Source organism: Paraflavitalea soli (genome assembly GCF_003555545.1).
GTDB classification, from domain to species: domain Bacteria; phylum Bacteroidota; class Bacteroidia; order Chitinophagales; family Chitinophagaceae; genus Paraflavitalea; species Paraflavitalea soli.
In genome coordinates, this window is sequence record NZ_CP032157.1 from 2243888 (window position 1) to 2263470 (window position 19583).

The 19583-nt window shown below is 46.7% G+C and carries 13 protein-coding genes; 6 read left to right on the plus strand and 7 right to left on the minus strand.

Annotated features, from left to right (window positions below; all coding sequences use genetic code 11):
• Nucleotides 1-235: 235 nt before the first annotated feature.
• Nucleotides 236-1669, minus strand: a complete 1434-nt coding sequence (locus D3H65_RS08335) for an exonuclease domain-containing protein (protein ID WP_245999700.1) — start codon at nucleotides 1667-1669, stop codon at nucleotides 236-238.
• 834 nt (nucleotides 1670-2503) lie between these two features.
• Here D3H65_RS08335 and D3H65_RS08340 point away from each other — a divergent pair.
• Entirely contained in the window at nucleotides 2504-5143 is a 2640-nt protein-coding gene (locus D3H65_RS08340; RefSeq protein ID WP_119049877.1) for a valine--tRNA ligase, read from the plus strand.
• Between the two features lie 417 nt (nucleotides 5144-5560).
• Here the strand turns inward: D3H65_RS08340 and D3H65_RS08345 are convergent, their stop codons facing one another.
• A complete protein-coding gene (locus D3H65_RS08345; RefSeq protein WP_162915488.1) occupies nucleotides 5561-8404 on the minus strand; it encodes a hypothetical protein in 2844 nt (947 codons plus the stop codon).
• A 233-nt stretch (nucleotides 8405-8637) separates the two neighbouring features.
• Between D3H65_RS08345 and D3H65_RS08350 the strand changes: the two genes are divergently transcribed.
• Nucleotides 8638-9366: a PrsW family intramembrane metalloprotease gene (locus D3H65_RS08350; RefSeq protein WP_119049879.1), complete on the plus strand. Its 729-nt coding sequence runs from the start codon at nucleotides 8638-8640 to the stop codon at nucleotides 9364-9366.
• A gap of 9 nt (nucleotides 9367-9375) precedes the next feature.
• Nucleotides 9376-9879, plus strand: a complete 504-nt coding sequence (locus D3H65_RS08355) for a GNAT family N-acetyltransferase (protein WP_119049880.1) — start codon at nucleotides 9376-9378, stop codon at nucleotides 9877-9879.
• 183 nt (nucleotides 9880-10062) lie between these two features.
• On the opposite strand, the gene D3H65_RS08360 is transcribed toward D3H65_RS08355, so the two are convergent.
• On the minus strand, nucleotides 10063-10839 hold the full coding sequence (locus tag D3H65_RS08360; protein ID WP_119049881.1) for a queuosine precursor transporter: 777 nt from the start codon (nucleotides 10837-10839) through the stop codon (nucleotides 10063-10065).
• Nucleotides 10836-11117, minus strand: coding sequence for a hypothetical protein (locus D3H65_RS08365; RefSeq protein WP_162915489.1), 282 nt, complete (start codon nucleotides 11115-11117; stop codon nucleotides 10836-10838). The genes D3H65_RS08360 and D3H65_RS08365 overlap by 4 nt, the downstream gene beginning before the upstream one ends.
• Before the next feature lie 29 nt (nucleotides 11118-11146).
• Here D3H65_RS08365 and D3H65_RS08370 point away from each other — a divergent pair, with 29 nt between their 5' ends.
• The 3 genes from D3H65_RS08370 to D3H65_RS08380 all read left to right on the plus strand — a co-directional run bounded on the left by D3H65_RS08370 (nucleotide 11147) and on the right by D3H65_RS08380 (nucleotide 15732).
• Complete coding sequence (locus D3H65_RS08370) at nucleotides 11147-12286, plus strand: glycosyltransferase (protein ID WP_162915490.1); 1140 nt, start codon at nucleotides 11147-11149, stop codon at nucleotides 12284-12286.
• 102 nt (nucleotides 12287-12388) lie between these two features.
• Nucleotides 12389-14920, plus strand: a complete 2532-nt coding sequence (locus D3H65_RS08375) for a YfhO family protein (protein WP_119049884.1) — start codon at nucleotides 12389-12391, stop codon at nucleotides 14918-14920.
• Nucleotides 14921-14949: 29 nt separating this feature from the next.
• Entirely contained in the window at nucleotides 14950-15732 is a 783-nt protein-coding gene (locus tag D3H65_RS08380; protein ID WP_119049885.1) for a glycosyltransferase family 2 protein, read from the plus strand.
• Nucleotides 15733-15761: 29 nt separating this feature from the next.
• Here D3H65_RS08380 and D3H65_RS08385 read toward each other — a convergent pair whose 3' ends face one another.
• The 3 genes from D3H65_RS08385 to D3H65_RS08395 form a co-directional block, all read right to left on the minus strand.
• Complete coding sequence (locus D3H65_RS08385; RefSeq protein WP_162915491.1) at nucleotides 15762-16769, minus strand: glycosyltransferase family 9 protein; 1008 nt, start codon at nucleotides 16767-16769, stop codon at nucleotides 15762-15764.
• A gap of 118 nt (nucleotides 16770-16887) precedes the next feature.
• A complete protein-coding gene (locus tag D3H65_RS08390; protein ID WP_119049887.1) occupies nucleotides 16888-17760 on the minus strand; it encodes a GDP-mannose 4,6-dehydratase in 873 nt (290 codons plus the stop codon).
• 8 nt (nucleotides 17761-17768) lie between these two features.
• Nucleotides 17769-19556, minus strand: a complete 1788-nt coding sequence (locus D3H65_RS08395) for a methyltransferase domain-containing protein (protein ID WP_119049888.1) — start codon at nucleotides 19554-19556, stop codon at nucleotides 17769-17771.
• Nucleotides 19557-19583: the final 27 nt, after the last annotated feature.

Sequence of the window (19583 nt, forward strand, 5' to 3'; positions counted from 1 at the left end):
TTTCTTCCCGTACCGTGTTATCGTTTTGGGAGTGCAAAGATAAGGGCTGGACAATTACTGCAAAATATTTTTCTTCTTTTTTTGAATATTTTTTGAATAAAGAGCAGTTCATAAAGCGTTAAGCCATAATCATCCACAAGGAATTCCGCTACCACATTGGGTTTGCCAGGATAGGCTGCATCAGCCGCCTGCCAGCATTATACCAACCTGGCCTCATCCTTGTGCCATCCATGTGTCAAACAAGGATATTCCAGGTCACTTTCTTATGCGGGTATTTTTCAACATGCTGGTACACCAATCCGCGGATATAATCATTTTCAGGATAGCGGGTCAGGTATCCTTTGAGGGAATCCATATCATGCACAGAACAGTCCTGGGGCAGGTAGCCCATGCCATAGAACCGGCCTTTTTCGATCAGGATGCAGCTTTGTTCAATAGCCTGGTTGCCTTCGTCCACAAGGGCAAACGTGGGCAGGTTTTGATCGAGAAATTGCAGGGCCTGCTCTACCCTTTCATTATAGGCGGCGGCTGATTCGCGGTGTTCACAGGCTCCATGACAGGTGGCTTCCTCTACACCCGTGCAGGGTGCAGCGGTATCAGTCTGCATATGACAAAGTTTGGGACACAACTCATAATCTGCGATCAGGCGTCTCACCAGGCGGTGCCCTTCCACCAGCAGGTTGAACGTATAGATCGGGGTCAGGTTCTTCTTTATTTTATCGATGGCCAACCGGCTATAGCCGCTCCTGTCCTCATATAAGTAGAGACCAAAAGCAGGGGTAAATCTCTTCTGGCTGTTATTATAAGGCGGCCACAGCCGTTTGATCTCCACGCTTTCCAGGATAAAGGCCATCAATTCCGTAGCACAGCCCTGGTAAGTGATGCTGTGGATATTCCGCAGGAATTCCTGCCGCTGACGGCCGGCCCCGTTGTGGGTAAAGTGACTGCGCACCCGGTACTTGAGGTTCTTGGCCTTTCCTACATACAGCACTTTCCCTTTCTGATCATGGAAGTAATACACGCCGGGCGTATAGGGCAGCTTTTCCACTTCCTCCTTGGGCAGGTGGGGCGGCAGGGATTGCTCCTTGGCCCCTTTCTTCACAAACTGTTGAATATGGGTAAGGGCATCATGCCGCAGCAGGTGCTCAAAAAGGCGAACCGTAGCATCAGCATCGCCGCCTGCGCGGTGCCTGTTTTCCATCCGGATACCCAGGCTTTCGCACAAACGACCCAGGCTATAAGACTTAAAACCCGGGAATACCTTTTTGGACAGTCGTACGGTACAGAGTTTATTGGTGGTTAGCTCATACCCGGCCTGCGACAAATGGTGTTTCAGGAAGGAATAATCAAAGTTCACATTATGGGCTATGAAAATGGTGCCTTCCAGCAGGTCGTGGATCACCGGGGCCAACTCTTCAAAGCTGGGCGCCTCCTCTACCATCTGTGGCGTAATGCCTGTAAGTACCTGAATATAATAGGGAATAGCCCGTTCGGGCTTGATAAGGCTTTCGAACCGCTTCACCACTTTTTCCCCGTCGTGCAACACAATAGCCACCTCTGTTATGTCGTTATTAGCAGCATAACCGCCAGTGGTTTCTATATCAACAATGGCATACATATGGGGCACTAAAGTTAAGAAGAAGCGCCAGTAATTGAGTAGAATAGACACACCGGTTTTTATCCACGTACCACCCGATTGGGAAGCTGACCAACAGCTTCTGCCCTGATCCCTACCCCTGTGAGGACTTTGAGTTTGTCTTTAAACCTCAAAATCCATATCTATGCAAAAGATCGACCTACAAAATGCAGGTGAAAACGCCGTATTGGCAACAGCTACAGTGCTCTATTTTACAGCCTTAATTCTGTTTTCAATTTGGTTTACCCAAAGTTGATTATCACTGATAACCATTGATAATCAATGAGGAAAGGTTTTTACCCGCGGGAGCCGACCTCCTTGCGGGTATTTTTTTGCCTGGTACAAATTTGGCTTGCACTTTCAAGATCCTTGTATTACTTTTGTCTCGGCCCCGGAACAAAGACCATTAGCTGAGTTTCGAACGATTGTTGATCACTTTTACTACCCCCCGAATCGTACTACGTATCTTATTGACTGACCACACCCTGAGATCCCCATCCCTCTGAAGACCGATTGTACTGATCGTACACGTACAAAGATCTTAACACACAAAAAAACACGTAGTCGTATGAAAAAGACTTCATTATTTCATTTTGGTGAAACAGGTAAAGTTGTATTATTAGCAATCGGGTTCCTGTGCTTTATCATGCTTTTATCTTACCTGTACTGGTTCGCATAAGTAAAAGCTGTTAACCTAACCACACAAAGACCGCTGGCAAAGGCTTTGCCGGCTGTACACCTCATTTTCTCAGAACGCTCTACCTCGTGTGGGGCGTTCTGTTTTTAGATACCTGCCCCACTTGCCTTTTACTACTCGCCACTCGCCTCTTTTTCGTACTTTTGCCGTCCTATAAGACGATCATACAGATGGAATTAAGCAAAAACTACACGCCCTCGGCGATAGAAGAAAAATGGACCGGGGTTTGGAAAGCAAAAAGGTATTTCAATAGTAAGCCCGATGAACGCAAAGCCTTCACCGTGGTCATACCTCCTCCCAATGTCACAGGCGTGCTCCACATGGGCCATACCCTCAATGAAACCGTGCAGGATATCCTCGTGCGCAAAGCCCGCATGAGCGGATTCAATGCCTGCTGGGTGCCCGGCAGCGACCATGCTTCGATCGCTACGGAAGCCAAGGTGGTGCAGATGCTCGAAAAAGAGAAAGGCATTAAGAAAAGTGACCTCACCAGGGAGAAGTTCCTGGAATATGCCTATGAATGGAAAGACAAATACGGTGGCATCATATATCACCAGATCGAAAAACTGGGTTGCAGTGTTGACTGGGACAGGGTATCCTTTACCATGGACCCGGATTATTACAAAGCAGTCATTAAGGTATTTGTAGACCTCTACAATAAGAAACTGATCTACCGCGGCGCCCGGATGATCAACTGGGATCCTTCCGCCAAAACAGCGCTGAGCGACGAGGAAGTGGAATATAAAGAACTTCAGGGCAAGCTGTATTATGTAGCATACAAAGTGGCCAATGCCGATGGAACACCGTCCGGCGAGAAAGGGATCATTATCGCTACGCAGCGCCCGGAGACCATCATGGGTGATACCGCTGTTTGCGTAAACCCCACGGATGAACGCTATGCACACCTCAAAGGCAAGAAAGTAATAGTGCCGCTGGTTAACCGTGCCGTACCCGTGATCTTCGACGAATATGTAGACAAGGAATTTGGTACAGGAGCCCTGAAGGTTACACCTGCCCACGATATCAATGACTATAACCTGGGTCTGAAACACAACCTGGAGATCATCGACACATTAACCGAAGATGGTAAGCTGAGTGCAGCTGCCCAGGTATGTGTAGGTATGGACCGTTTTGAGGCGCGTAAAGAAATAGTGAAGCTGCTGCAAGAGCAGGGCGCCCTGGTAAAAGATGAAGATTACACCACCCGCCTTGGTTTTTCACAACGTACCAATGCCGTGGTAGAACCGCGCATCTCTACCCAATGGTTTGTGGCCATGCGTACCCTGGCCGATAAAGCCTTGCTGGCAGTAACCAGCGGTGAAGTACGCATCCATCCCGGCGATAAATTCATGGCCACCTATAAATACTGGCTGGAGAATGTAAAGGATTGGTGTATCAGCCGCCAGTTGTGGTGGGGACAGCAGATACCTGCGTATTACGCGCCCGATGGCACTTTTGTAGTAGCGGAAAGTAAGGAAGCAGCGCTGGAAGCCTTCAAAAAACAAGGCGCCACCTACAACATCAATGATCTTACACAGGACGAAGATTGCCTGGATACCTGGTTCTCTTCCTGGTTGTGGCCCATTGAAGTATTCAAGGGAGTAACACAGCCCGGTAATCCCGAGATCAATTACTACTACCCTACTTCTGTACTGGTAACGGGGCAGGATATCATTTTCTTCTGGGTAGCACGTATGATCATGGCGGGTATGGAATACATGAATGAAAAGCCTTTCAGCGATGTATACTTTACCGGTATGGTGCGCGACAAGCAGGGACGGAAGATGAGTAAACAATTAGGTAACTCTCCTGACTTACTGGACCTGATCGATAAATCAGGCGCCGATGCGGTAAGGTTTGGTATCATGATATCTTCCCCTGCCGGTAATGACCTCTTGTTCGATGAATCGTCTCTTGTACAAGGAAGCAGCTTCAATAACAAGATGTGGAATGCCCTCAAGCTGGTGAAGATGTGGGAAGCAAAGCAAACTACCAGCGAAACAAAGGATACGCACAGCTTTGCTATTGACTGGTTCCAACATCGCCTGAACGAAGCAAGGGCCGATATAGAAAAGAACTTCGCTGACTTCAAACTAAGTGAAGCCTTAAAAACACTCTACTCGCTGATATGGACTGACTTCTGCAGCTGGTACCTGGAATGGGTAAAACCTGCAATGGATCAACCCATTGCCAAAGCAGTGTATGAGCAAACCGTTGAATTTTTCTCACAACTGATGCAGTTGCTGCATCCCTTCATGCCCTTTGTTACCGAAGAGATCTACCACCTGCTGGCAGAACGCACAGATGACCTTTGTGTAAAGCAATTTGCACCAATACAACCCGCCAACAAGACGATCTTACTGGAAGGCCAGTTGTTGATGGATGTCATTTCCGGCTTGCGTGATGCACGTAACAAGAATCAACTGAAGCCCAAGGAGGCCATCAAGTTGTGTATCCAAACCGCAGACGACACCTTGTACAAGGCAATTGAATCGATCCTCAGCAAACAGGTAAATGCAGATGCCATTACCTTTGTGCAGGAGCCGGTGCCCAACAGTATCGCCTCGGTTATCGGGAAAGATAAGTTCTACATCACCTCCGAGCAGGAAGTAGATACCACACACCAGAAGGCTGAGCTCAATAAGGAACTGGAATACCTGAAAGGGTTCCTGGAATCAGTCAACAAAAAGCTGAGCAACGAGCGTTTTGTGCAGAATGCCAAACCTGAAGTGGTAGGCATAGAGCAAAAGAAGAAGGCCGATGCAGAAGCCAAGATCAGGATCATAGAAGAGAGCCTTTCACACCTGTAAGGGCCAACCATAAAGCATAAACAAAAGGGTGGATCGTCTTCCAAAGACAGTCCACCCTTTTTCTTTAAAGCCTAATACCTTAATAAAGTGTCATTTTGTCTTACTGCCTTCCTCCCTTACCTTTTCAATAGTACGCAATTCATCCCAGTCTTAGGCATGGATCAGCCTAAGATGCACCATAGTTCCCCCCAGTAACAAGTAAATTTGAGGCAAACTTGAAGCAAACCGGAAGTAAACTTAGAGTAAAGTGAAAAGGTATTTTACTCCTAAAAAGCAGACTGCGGGCGACAGCCGCCCGGATAGGTGAGAGAAATGAACAGGTGTTTGTACATATTCCATAGCAAGATTAAACTGCATCATAAATATACTGATAAAATGGCAGTTTTCTTGTTTTTATGCATTAAAAATCACCCCTCATCAGTCCCTTCCCAGCAAGTTCACCGGCACAATAAACTCCCACCGGTTAGCAGAAGGATTTAACCTCGAAAGGTCCTGCAGACGGCTATAGCGGAAGCCAAAGGTTACATTGTGCTGGTTCCACCATTTCGTATCAAAGTATACTTCCGCACCATAAGAACGGAAATCAACTTCAATTTTAGGACGGGGTGAACTCCTGTAATCGTAATCCTGCACGCGGACAAAGTCATAGAACAGGTTAGTCCTTACACGTGTGAAGTATATAATATTCGCAAAGCCCCAATCCGGATAGGCCAGCGCCATATGGTAATTGGCTCCCAGTTTAAACATGCGGTGCTGATTCAGCCCCACATAGCCTCTCGCAAATGGGAAAGCAGTAGGGAAATTATAAGTGGCCGAAGTATCACGGCCATGAAAAGCCGTATTGATGATAATGTTATGATCCCTGCTAAAGCCTGGAAAATACCAGTTGGCCGTGGCCACAAACTGATTTCCCTGCCGGTTGATGAATGCCCGGCTATAGTTGAGGTAAATACTTTGCGCCAGGTGAGGGAATATCTGCTGACGCGCTGTTTGCAACTGGTTGCTGAAGGATACATAGGAACTCAGGTAACCAAAGGAGCGATCATCAAAACTATCCTTATATATGCCCTGAAAATAGGGTTTGTTGTAAATAAGATCACTGCCCACAGTAAGCGCCCGGTTATACCGGCCACTGGTAAGATTGAGCGGTACCTGCAACCCAATGCTGTTTTCCCAGGTATTGTAATACACCCCTCTGCCTGCCAGACTGGTGGTAGTACGGTCGATCGTATACACCGACCCCAACCTGATCCACGGATACAAAGCCGCATAGGTAAACCGGCCACCAAACTGCTTGTACCGGAAATCACGGTTATAATTAAAGTACAACTCCGACTGCAGCGTATTCAGCACATTTTCGCCAATAATAGAGAAGGTATAATCAGGGTCTTCCACGATCGGCCGCCAGCTGTGAAAATTAAATAACCTGAATGCTTTGGGATAGCTGGTCACAGGATAAAGCGTATCCGTAGGCAATTCATCCTGTAGTGTATTCTTACCTGTTGCTAATCCCGTTACCTGGAAATTAGCAGGCGCTGTCGAAAACTCCGCGGCTTCTACCGGTCTCAGCTGGCTCCCATTTAATACACCCTGCTCCAGGTGATCACCCACAGCGGTAAAAGCTGTCCAGGCAAAACGGCCATGCGCCACCTGCAACTGGTAATGGCCAGTTGCCGCCGTAAATACTGGCGGGGTAAACAGGAATAGCTTCTTATTGACGAGCAGGAAAAGCCTGTCCTGGCCTTTGTAGGCAGCTGTAAAACTTATCGTATCCTTGTGCACAGTAGGAAAACCGATCACGTTCATAGAGAAAGGCAGGAGGTATTCAGTGCTTCCATCTGCCATATTGATCAGTCCCAGTGACATGGCCCCTTTGGGATTGCGCACCGCTGAAAGTATTTGACCATTCCCGAAAAATTTGGGATAGGTATAGAAAAGCTGGTCGGGATTGGGCAGCTTTTTGATCAGCGCGCCATCAGCACTGTTGAGCAGGTGCAACGAAGAGGGTGCGCCAGGCAACACCTCCACCGCCACGATCTGTGTGCCATCTTCCGTGATATCCGGAGCAAAATAATGTGATTTATGGGTCAGGGTGCGCTGCTGATTGGTGTTTGCATCGAGCCATTTGATCACACTGTAATCTTCCCAGCGCCAACGGATATCGGGCTGGTAAGCCGCATAGACCACCCTGCCATTGCGGTAAGAAAAATAATTGTCGAGCGAAATATCCTTCACGCGCAACTTGAGGTCCATTCCACCCAGTACATTCCTGATGTAAAAGGCGGGTATTTTCTTATAACTGCTGCTTACAAAAATGAGTGTCTGGTCGTCCATCCACTGCGGATATTCTTCATCTGCCACGAAATGCCGGTGCTGCTGTGCCCAGCCATCCACTGTTGAATCCTGTGGTTGAGTGGCCAGTGAAGATTGGAAATAACCGATGGCCTCTTTGCGGAAGGTCTTATAATCCTTGCCCGTATATTTCTTCACCGCCCGTTGAAAGGGATAGAACAGCCCATTGTAGCGTACAGCATCATCCGTCACCTTGCCCCAGATATCTGCGCCGTACTTTTCACGACCATAGGCCACCATCATATAACCCAGTTTGTAATGATCGGGCACAAAATCACGCAGCGAGCCATTGCGCAATTTCATCCAGGAATAGTGCTTATGCGCACTCCACAGTGAGCGATAGCCATTGAAGAAGGCTGGCAGCCTGCCCCTGCCCTGCTCACTCAACGATGTTTCCTGGTACACCGCATCACCTTCCCAGAACCAGTTGGGAACCGCGGCACTGTTGACCAGTTCCAGTCCCTGCTGGCCAAAGAGGTAGTAAAAGGCTTTGGAGACGCCTTTGCGGAAATTGTTGTATTGCTGTACGTGCCGGTATTCGTGGAGCGCCAGGGTACGGTGCCAGGAGAGGCTGCCCAGGTCGAAGCTGTTTTGCGGGGTGGTCAGGTAAAACTCACTGCGCCATGGCCCCAGGCCCACATAGCCATTGGAGATAGTAGTTTGGGGTTGCAGCACAATGCTGATCTTCCGGAAATCCTGCCCCAGCGTTTGCGTGGTCTGCTGGCCCAGCCGGTGCACCATGCCGGCAATAGCGGCTGCCTGCTGGCGGTAACCTGCCGGAAAGATAACGCGCACGGTGTCGGTATTGATCTGACTCCATTGGGTACGGGTGGGGTGACCGCCAAATTGCTGGGCTGGCAGCAATCCATAAACCAGCAGTCCGACAGCCAACAGGAAACATTTATGCATGAGCAGGTAAATTAGCAGTATGATCCGGGAAATTAAGCCTTTTTTATACATCTTAAATGGGTACAGAGGTGACACCTTTCACCTGAGTCCCAAAAGAAAGGTGTCACCTCTATACGTTGATTAGTGACTCAACGTTGGGAATGCCACAAAATACAACAACAAAGTTTTTGAGGATCCTGCACTAATACCCAAAAATTGACACGGCAAAAGGCGGTGGTTCCGTATTTTTGGGTATGCTGTCTTTATTAGCATTATCTCTTGCACCCGGAATAGCCATCATTTTTTATATTTATTCCAAGGATAAATATGACCGTGAGCCGTTTGAGAACCTGTTTATCTCCTTTCTGCTGGGGGTAGTGTGTACCGTACCGGCTTCGCTGATCCAAAGGAACCTCCAACCCCAGCTCGATCACCTGGTATCTCCTTATTCCATCAGCTATTATTTTATCTGGGCATTCATACTGGTAGCGTTTAGTGAAGAGGGATGTAAATACCTGGCCCTGCGGCTGTATTCCTACCGGCAGAAGGCATTTAATGAGCCTTTTGATGGCATCGTCTATTCCGTAATGGTGAGCATGGGGTTTGCTACCCTGGAAAACATACTGTATGTATTTCAGCATGGCTTTGCCACCGGCATATTGCGTATGTTCCTTTCCGTACCAGCCCATGCCTGTTTTGGTGTGCTGATGGGATACCATACCGGACTGGCCAGATTTGATCCTGCCAGGGCTCCCCTGCACTTGTGGAAAGGGGTATTGCTGGCCGTCTTCTTTCATGGCAGCTTCGACTTTTTCCTGTTCCTCCAAAACAACCCCAGCGTAACACGCTATGTTTCTGAATCCTTCCTGATACTGGGCGCCCTGGTCTCCTATTGGATGGCCATCAGGCTTTCCCTGCGTTCCATACGTCAGCACCAGGCACTTTCGAAACAGGTTTTTGAAAACCCCAGGGATATACTTTAGTTTTGATATATGAATGATGAATTGATAATCCGCACAGCAGAGATCGAGGATCTGGCCACCATTGGATTTCTCGCCCAGCAGATCTGGCCCGGCACTTACGGCTCCATTCTTCCCGCAGAACAACTCCAGTATATGATGGACCTCATCTATAGCCCCGACTCACTGCAGCAGCAAATGACAAAGCATAAGCATGTTTTCCTCCTGGCAGAACTGGATGAAGAACCAGTAGGTTTCGCCTCCTGGTCCCCCTTAAAAGAAGCCGGCGTATATAAGCTCCACAAGTTATATGTACACCCCAAAACACAGGGAAAAGGAATCGGGAAAACACTGGTCGATTTTATCATTGACCAGCTCCCAACACCGGAAGCCACCACCCTCCGGCTCAATGTGAACCGCCACAACAAGGCCCGGCAGTTCTATGAAAAATTAGGTTTCATCGTCACCAAAGAAGAAGATATAGACATCGGTCATGATTACTACATGAATGACTACGTAATGGAAAAAAAGCTTTAAGGTGTCGGGTTTCGAGTGTCGGGTTTCGAGTGTCGGGTTTAGTGTTTCGGGTTCTTCAGGTGTAAGTTCCAGGCTGAGACCAAAGCCACTGAAAGCTCAACTACGCCTGATCAGCCAGCCGCTAAATAGTCAGCTTTTAAAAAGCGCGGCAGCAACCCAAAACCCGCAACACCAAACACGAAACTATTTGTCCCGCATCGCCGCCTCTTTCATGTTTTTGGCCAGGTCGTGCCCCAGGTACCGCTCTATGATGCCATGTACCAGGTAAATAACGGGGGTCATCAGCACTGCCACCAGGAATTTATACATGTAGGCTGTAAGCGCCCAGGCAGTTACCGTAGCCAGGCTGAAATCGCGGAACAGGTAGAAGGCTACAAAAGTAACTACGATACTGTCTATGAATTGCGAAGCCAGGGTACTGATCGTGGCCCGCATCCAGATAGCTTTTTCACCCGTTATTTTCTTGATCTTCTTAAAGATCACCGCATCCAGCAATTGTCCCAGCAGGAAAGCTGTAATAGAGCCGATAATGATATTCATCCCCTGCCCCAGCACCTGCACATAAGCTGCCTGCTGATCCGTGACCCCGGGTGAAAGCCCACGGTAGCGCCAGCCATTATCGGGTACCGTATGGATGCCCAGGTAAAAGACAATAAAAGCAAAGGCGATCAGGGCTACCGTAAGGATCGACAGGAACCTTACCCCCCGCACACCATAATACTCATTGATAATATCCGTCATCACAAAGATCACCGGCCAGGGTATAACGCCTACCGTAAGGCTGAAAGAAAGCCCCTTCTCGCCCAGCAGGTCAATGCTGGCCTTGGGAAAGCCCAGCGTATCCTCCAGCGAGAATACTTTTACACCTGTTACTTCCGCCACGATGGCATTGGCAATAAAAAAGCCCCCCAGTATGATGAACAGGCGGGTGGGCTTGTCTTTAATGATATTATGGATCATTTGATCAATAGAATTAGTTGAGCGATCATGAACAGCACATTGGCGATGATGAGCCATACAGGGATATGTTCCCGTACAGGCTTCCTTTGCAATAGGGATACAATAATAAAAAAATTAATGATCACATTCAATATTACGGAAAGCCCTATACCCAATATCACTACCGTAGAGGCAATATGTCCCTGCTGCATGGGTGGCAGGTACCGCATGAGCCAGGTAAGTAAAAAACAGATGTTACAAATAAAAGCTACCCGGGAGAAAAATAATAGTTTCCGCATAGATCAAGTTGGTGTAAAATTGCATTATTTTGTCCAACTGTAAAAAAGGAGACCTTTTGATGAAAGTGCTGGGCCTGGTGTCGTATAATATTTTACCGGCCAAGATCGGTGGCCAAAAGGATATCGCATTATTCTACAAATATTTCAGCCGCTATGTATCCCTGGTTTGTGTAACTACTCAAAGTAACCAGCCTGCAGCCGCTGAAGGATACGAAGTACTGAATATACTGTCCGACTCCCCCACCCGCTATGCCAATCCCGCTTATTTCTTTACTTTAAAAAAGTTGATCAAAGAGCGCCAGATCACCCACCTGGAACTGGAGCACCCTTATTTTGGCTGGCTGGCCGTGCTGCTCAAATGGTTTACCGGGGTTAAGCTCATTGTTCACTCCCACAATATAGAAGGGTTACGTTTTAAAACCCTTGGCAAATGGTGGTGGAAAGGATTGTGGTTGTACGAAAAATGGGTACACCGGCGGGCCGACTACAGCTTTTTCAAACAGGACGATGATCGTGCCTATGCCATCCAATATTTTGGCCTGGTCCCTCAAAAATGTATTACCACTACCTATGGCATTGAATGGAATACGCCCCCTTCGGCTGCAGAAAAGCAGGCAGCCAGGGATACGCTTTTGAAGCAACACGGTATTCCGGCCCACCACCGGCTATTGCTGTTCAATGGTGCATTCAATTATTTACCCAACCTCAATGGCCTTCGGCATATCATCAACCAGATCAATCCCGCCTTGCAGGGCATCCCAGGTTTTGAGTATACCATCCTTATCTGCGGAAAAGATATCCCCGCCGAATTAACCAGCCAGCAATACCCCCATATACAGTTTGCCGGTTTTGTGCCCGACATTTCCCTGTACTTTATAGGCGCCGACGTATTCCTCAATCCTGTGGTGGAAGGCGGTGGCATCAAGACCAAGCTCGTAGAGGCATTGGGCCATAATATGAATGCCGTATCTACTTACAACGGGGCCATTGGAGTAGATCCTGCTATTTGCGATGGTAAACTGGTCATAACAGATGATCAGCTTACAGGATTTGCCCAGGCAGTAGTAAAAGCCGCCCAATATGAGGCCAGCATTCCGGAGGCCTACTTTCAGCACTTTTATTGGGGCCATATTGCACAAAAAACAGCCCTGCTTATAGGACCGAAATAACAATACCCCCCAAGATCAACCAGCAATCCACTGGATGGGATAAATTATTGCCCGGTTGCTATAAAAATTGCATTATTTTGCCCTTCTGTTAATAATAACAACATGAACAAAACGCTCTGGCAAAGGCTCACTCCGCATGTAATAGCAATAGCTATTTTTTTTGTAATATCCTGTGTGTATTGCTTACCTGTTTTTAAAGGAGAAGTACTGGGTGGGCATGATGCTGTAGGCTGGAAGGCCATGTCACAACAATCATTTGAGTTCAAGGAAAAACATGGTCATTTCCCCCTATGGACTAATAGCATGCTCAGTGGCATGCCTGCTTACCAGATAGCGTTTGACTCGAAATACAATATCACCGTTGCTCACCTGGGTAGCGTATTTACCTTATTCCTTCCTATACCGGCCGGATTCTTTTTCCTTTCCTGCATCAGTTTTTACCTGTTGTGCCTGGTAATGGGTACAAGAAACTGGATTGGTGTATTGGGCTCACTGGGATATGCTTTTGCGTCTTACAATGCAATCATCGTCGCAGTAGGACACATCAGTAAGTTTGGATCAATGGCATATGCCCCCGCTATTTTAGCCGGACTGATATTGCTTTCGCAACGGAAGTATATTATAGGGTTTCTGATCACCCTGGTTGCCACTACCTGTATGTTTTACCAAAACCACGTGCAGGTAATGTATTATACATTCTTAATTGCTGGTTTCCTCGGCCTGGCCTTTTTAATCAAAGCAATACGGGAAAAAGAGTTTAAACCGTTCCTGATCAGCGTTGGTTTGTCCGTTCTGGCTATAGCACTCAGCGCAGCTTCTTATGCAAAGATGCTGTTGCCTACTTCTGAATATGTAAAAGAGACCATGCGCGGCGGCCGGTCTGAATTGACGCCACTTGATAAAAGCAATAAATCCCAGGGCGGACTGGATAAGGACTATGCCTTTACCTGGAGTTATGGCATTTCTGAAACACTTACTTTTATAGTTCCCCGTATATATGGCGGTAGTTCACCCGGCGTACTGGACAACCAATATGTCAACGAAATAGGTGACAACTCGAAAGTGGCAAAGGTTTTTGCTGAAAAAACAGGCATGCCCGAGGATCAGGCCAATGAATTTGCCAAACAATATTCGCCTTATTGGGGAGCGCAGCCCAGCACCTCCGGTACCGTGTACCTGGGGGCCATTATTTGCTTCCTGTTCATTGTAGGCTTGGTATTCTACCGGCAATGGCATCTCGGCTGGATCATTGCTGCTACTATTTTAGGCATCTTACTCGCCTGGGGAAGCAATTTTAAAGCGTTCAACTATTTCCTGTTCGACCACCTACCTTATTACAACAAGTTCAGAGCTCCTTCCATTGCATTAATTATTCCCCAACTAACAGTTCCATTACTGGCTGCATTGGGCTTGAATGAACTGTTGAATGGTTCATACGACGCTACTGTGCGCTGGAAAAAGTTCAAACAATCCCTGTACATTACCGGAGGCCTGCTTGCCGTGTTGATCGCCATGTATTTTTCCATGGATTATAAAGGCCCTAATGATAACGCCATTGCAGAAAATCTTTCCGGTGGTATGTTACAACAAATAGCACAGGGCAAACAACCTACACCGGAAATGCAGCAGGAAGCTACTTCCTTTGGCAGATCCGTTATCAATGCGTTAAAGGACGACCGTCGTTCCCTGTATGGCGGCGATCTGTTGCGTTCTGCCATATTTATTCTGCTGGCAGCTGGCTTGCTGGCTTATTACCAAAAGAAGAATATTTCATCACAAATAGTAGTGCTAGGCCTCGTGGTCCTCTCGGCCATTGACCTGCTGGGTGTAGACCTGAGGTACCTGACACATAAAAACTACCATCCTGCCGATGAGGCAACGGAACTCGTTGCCACCAGGGCCGACCTGCAGATAAAACAGGATACCGGCTATTACCGCGTATTGGACCAGACAGGCGGTAACCCTTTCCTCGATTCCCGTGCCTCCTATTTTCATAATTCTGTTGGCGGTCAGCACCCTGCGAGGCTGGCCCTATATGATGACCTGATGCAGCGACAGCTTACCAGGGGCAATATGCAGGCATATAACATGTTGAATACAAAGTATATTATTGTTTCCAATCCGCAGGACAGGCAACCGATGGCCCAGTTAAATCCCGATGCCCTGGGGCCTTGTTGGCTCGTAAAGACCATCAAATACGTAAATAACGCTGATGAGGAAATGAGCGCACTGGATACTTTCAATCCCAAAGACACCGTGGTGATCGACAAACGGGAAAAATCGAAAGTGCCCTTTGCGCCTCAATTTGATTCTACAGCATCGATCCGGTTGATCCAAAACCTGAATGATGATATCACCTACGAATTCAACGCTGCAACCAATCAGTTTGCCGTGTTCAGCGAAATATATTATCCTGCCGGCTGGAAGGCATTTATCGATGGAAAAGAGACACCGATCGTAAAGGTCAATTACCTGCTCAGGGGATTACCGGTACCGGCTGGCAAGCATGCCATCAGGTTCCACTTTGAACCGGAAAAATATGTCATAGGTAATCAGGTATCGTTGATTGCAGGGATCATTTCTATTCTTTGTATCGTTGCCGGCGTATTGTACTTATGGAAGAAAAATAAATAAATACGAACCAGGTAGCGATTATTGATAATATGGATAGAATCAGTATTATAACTATTTGCTACAACAACCTGCAGGAGTTAACAGATACTTGTTTGTCTGTAGAGCAACAGACCGCTCAGCCATTCGAGCATCTGATAATAGACGGATCATCAGAATCCCTTATAAAGGATTACTTAAACCAACGGCCCCAACCCGCCTATCGGCGCTGGATCAATGAGCGAGATAAAGGAATAAGCGATGCCTTCAACAAAGGCATAAAACAGGCCACAGGTAATATTCTGGTGATGCTGAATGCAGGCGATACTTTTTATGATGAACATTCCTTACAAAAGGTCATCGATGCCTTCGCCTCAAACCCACAGGCCCGTTGGCTACATGCCAAATACATGATGAAACGGGGAGGGCAGGATGTCGTCCTGGGCAAGCCCTTTGAAGCAGCTAAGGTCTACCGGGGAATGAGAAGCATTTCCCACCAGACCATGTATGTAAGGAAAGAACTGTTTGACCAATATGGTTTGTTTGATACCAGCCTGAAAATACCCATGGACTATGACTTTCTGATCAGGATAAGGAATGAACCTTTTTATTTCCTGCCACAACCCATCGTACGTTTTGCACCGCAAGGAATAAGTTCAACCCAATATTTGCGTTCGCTAAAGGAAACCAGCCAGGTTTACAGGAAATACTTTGGCAATACCCTATTGCACAGCCTTTGGCAGCTGCGGTTAAAAGGCCTTTATTACTTATTAAATTCACCCGTTGGCAAAGCCTTGTATAAATTGAAAGTTTGGCTTAAGCTGGAGAACATGTGATCCCATTCTTCGGAACCACCATAGAGAGGCTATTTAGACAAACGCGGACGTATCTTCTTTTTGAAAGTATTACCAATAAGCCAGAATGGAAATACTATAAAGCCCATGGCTACTTCATAAAAGAAAGACAGGTTGTTGCCGTATACCTGCCTGTTTATCTTTACATGCTGGAGAATTGCTGGAAAATTTAAATAACAGAGTAGATTATATACGATGTTCCTGCTGGTGCGGAAATGCAAGGGGATAGCCTGATGGTAACGGCTTTTAGCTGTATGGAAATTATCCATCGCCTCCTGCACACAAGCCACTACTTTTTCCTTATCAAAATCAACGAGTTCAATAAGCCCTTCTGTTGAGATACCGAACCGTTCAAAATCGCGTGAAATTGGATTTACCCACCGCGTCCAGGGATTCAGTATCTGAACCATAGGAAGCCTCTTTGCAGCATCCGACGTGCTCATCCAGGTAATACCGCTGGAACAACCCAGCAACAAAGTGCAGTAATGCGTGCAGCCTGCTGTTTCCCTAAAAGAAAGTTCACTGCCATCAATAATAGCAGGGTTGGCATGATTTATCTTGAAGGCTGATGACAAGATCACTGCAACACCAGGTTGTGCTACCAGCTCCTCTGCAATTTCCATGGCCAGCTCGCGGGTGATTTTAGATTGACCGCTCTGGGGAGCAAATTCAAACAAGATCACCTGTTTGTAGGTCGACAATTGTTGTTCCGCGGCAAATTGCTTCACTTTTTCCATTTCTTCCGGGTACAAACGTAAGGAAGGAGTAACGGGCACTGTAACAGGCCGGTCGTAAGACCGGAAAATAGCAGAGCGGATGCAGCCGTCATAATTGGCTTCATTGCCAGCCAGTATCTGTGATATAAAAACCTGGTCCCATTCACCGGCGCTTTTTCTTTGTGCTATTTCTTTTCTAAACCTGAGGTAAGCTTTTATATCATCCTTGGCAACAGTCTTTATCTCCATGATCTCATCCACATATGGATTATTGGCTATCGTTTTACGGCAAAAACTGGCCACAGCCCAGGTTAAATGACACCCCGGAAAGTCATGTTTGATTTGCCTGGCTAGCGCGGTAGCATACAGACAATCTCCATTGGAATACAAATGGACAAGAAGTATTTTTTGCAATGCCATTTTATGCTGTGGTTAACATTAATGCTGCCAGTTGACGAAAGTTGGTGGAAGGACGCCAACCCAAAGAAAAAATGGTAGCAGGATCAGAGACCAATTGCCGGTATTCGGCCTTAAAGCCCTCAACAGGTTTAACATAGCCGGTCCAATCCTTTTGTATGATATCAAAACAAACCTCAATATAGTCCTTAATGGAAAAGGCTTCCCCAGTCCCCAATACCGCTTCAAATACTTCATCCTGCTGCACCAATGTCCACACAGCCTCTACAATGTCGCCCGCAAACCCCCATTCCTTCTTCACGCTCATATCCCCTATTTCGATCACCGTATCCTCGCCATTAGCAATCTTTTTCACAGCATTGGCAATCATCTTACATACATGACGGTCTGAACGGCGTGGGCTATCATGATTGAAGAAATAACCGATATAGGTTTTGATACCCAGGCTCCGGTAATACCGGGCTGCATACACCGAATGTATACGCGATACAGAATAAGCATCTCTGGCGTCAAAAGGAGCTGTTTCCTTAATGGGCAGGTCTTCGTTTTTAAACTGTAAGCCACTTCCTGAAATGAACACTTTTGCCTGGGGCACCACCGTTCGTACAGCCTCCAGGATATTTAAAGTCCCTGTAGAAATAGTAGCATGGTTCTCAAATAATACCTGGTGCCGGGTAGTGGAATTGGCAGCCAGGTGAAAAATATAATCTGGTTTATGCTCTTCCAGTATAGACCTTACAGCCTCAAAATCGGCCACATCAGCCTTTATAACATCTCCCTGCCGGGAGACCGGGATCACCCGTATGCCGCGCTCCAATAACAGTTTGGAGAGATAATAGCCATCCTGTCCATTAGCTCCAAATATGATAGCTGTCATAGTCTGAGCTATTTAATTTTCTTTAACACGAATGTAGCAAATGTATATTGGTACTTGCCCAGGAAAACGAAATCGGGATGGGGACAGTCCCACTGAGGTTCATCAACCAACCTGCAATCAGGCATAAAGGATAACAACCTTTTCCTGAGATCATTTTGAGTATAAAAACGCACATCTACGTGCGGCTTGGGGTCTCCGGGTTTCCATTGGTCCTTGTAATCACAGGTGATTACAGCTACCCCCCCGGGCGCCAGCAGATCATTGATGCATTGCACAAACGATTCGTCATCCGGATCATGCTCTATTACAGAAGTAGAAAAAATAATATCATAGGAATTCTTTACAGTAGCAGGCTTTGTGGTATATTCCTGTAAATAATAATTCAATACAGGGTCAATTTCCTCAACATGGTATCCCATGCGGATCAACGACATGGCAGCAGTATCTTCATAGCTGCCCACACACAACATCTTAGGCGAATGATAGTCCTTGATGTACCGGTATACCGTGTCAAAAACAAACCCCTGCTGTACGTTTGCCTCAGGTATCTTTTTGGCCATCGTCAGGGGCACCAGTTCTATCAGTTTATCAACAGCAGGCTTATACAAAGTCCTGGCATCATTATCCAATATCCTGTTTAAAGGCGTACCCGGCGGTAATTGAACAGGTGTATAAGTCTGGGTTTTATCAACGGTCAGTTTATCTTCGATAGACTGATTGGTATTTCTTAGCCAGGTAAAACCCTTGGGAGGCATTCCCAGCACTTTCCGCACCAGGTTTTTAGTTTGGAGTATAGTTGCACGGAAACCAGACTTGTCCTTCTGAGCCTCCTTTTTTAACACCGCAGTTATAATACGCTCATATTCCCATACCAGGTTGGTACTATTCCATTCTTCTTTTAGCTTGGCCAGTGGAGCTATGCCATTCTCTACAACCTGCCTGATCGAATTGCGGCCATATACAATAGAAGGTTCCACATTATGTAAATGCCGGAACATGATGCTATCAGAAACAACCACAGGCCTGTCTACGCCCAGTGCATAATCTATCGTACTGGATATCCCCCGGCCTTGTTTATCCTGGTAAAGGAAAACATTTACGGTATTCCTGGCTAAAAATTCCATTAGCTGGCTGCGAGAGAAGAAATCATGCGTGATCTTCAATTCAATACCAGGTTTGACGATAAGTTTGCGGCAGTCATCTGCTATTTTCCTGGCATTGGTACCTTCTTTATCTCCAAAATCGGCAGCAGGGATATTGAAACGTATGATCGCTCTGTCATAATCCGCCTGCACTGCTTGTACCAATTCTTCAAACCCCTTATTGGGGGTGGCAAAACCAAAACTGCCGATCACGGGCACATCTGGTAGTGGAAAATGATTGGCAGATCCAATAATCAGCCTGCCGGTTTTAAATACGATGGGATTCTTTAGCAATAAGGTAGGATCAGCGGCAATATAATAATCAAAAAGCCGGTTATCCCGGTGGTCTGCCCACTGTTGGGTAACCTCATGTTGAATGGCAATTTGAGGAACTTTGATCCGCTTGATCCGGGATATTTTAAATGTATGGATGACCTTCATGGTCAGCCAGGGCATTGTAGAAGGATGGTAATTATAAATAATGGAAATAGGCTTATGGGTAGCGACCAATTGATGCAATTCAGAGATCCCGGAACACTCTGCATAAGTAAAGTGATAACGGGTTGAACCCCTTAAAGCTTCAGCTATATTTTTCCCAAACTCATGAACGCCACATTGCTTTTGGGAATGAGAAATAAACAAAACAGTTTCCATACCTAAGCCCTTCTGTCATTTTAATAA

Excerpts from the sequence above, each read along its gene's own strand:
- D3H65_RS08390 (WP_119049887.1), bottom strand. The coding sequence starts at position 17,760 with ATGACAGCTATCATATTTGGAGCTAATGGACAGGATGGCTATTATCTC.
- D3H65_RS08345 (WP_162915488.1), bottom strand. The coding sequence starts at position 8,404 with ATGCATAAATGTTTCCTGTTGGCTGTCGGACTGCTGGTTTATGGATTG.
- D3H65_RS08365 (WP_162915489.1), bottom strand. The coding sequence starts at position 11,117 with ATGCGGAAACTATTATTTTTCTCCCGGGTAGCTTTTATTTGTAACATC.
- D3H65_RS08375 (WP_119049884.1), top strand. The coding sequence starts at position 12,389 with ATGAACAAAACGCTCTGGCAAAGGCTCACTCCGCATGTAATAGCAATA.
- D3H65_RS08380 (WP_119049885.1), top strand. The coding sequence starts at position 14,950 with ATGGATAGAATCAGTATTATAACTATTTGCTACAACAACCTGCAGGAG.
- D3H65_RS08350 (WP_119049879.1), top strand. The coding sequence starts at position 8,638 with ATGCTGTCTTTATTAGCATTATCTCTTGCACCCGGAATAGCCATCATT.
- D3H65_RS08395 (WP_119049888.1), bottom strand. The coding sequence starts at position 19,556 with ATGGAAACTGTTTTGTTTATTTCTCATTCCCAAAAGCAATGTGGCGTT.
- D3H65_RS08360 (WP_119049881.1), bottom strand. The coding sequence starts at position 10,839 with ATGATCCATAATATCATTAAAGACAAGCCCACCCGCCTGTTCATCATA.
- D3H65_RS08340 (WP_119049877.1), top strand. The coding sequence starts at position 2,504 with ATGGAATTAAGCAAAAACTACACGCCCTCGGCGATAGAAGAAAAATGG.
- D3H65_RS08355 (WP_119049880.1), top strand. The coding sequence starts at position 9,376 with ATGAATGATGAATTGATAATCCGCACAGCAGAGATCGAGGATCTGGCC.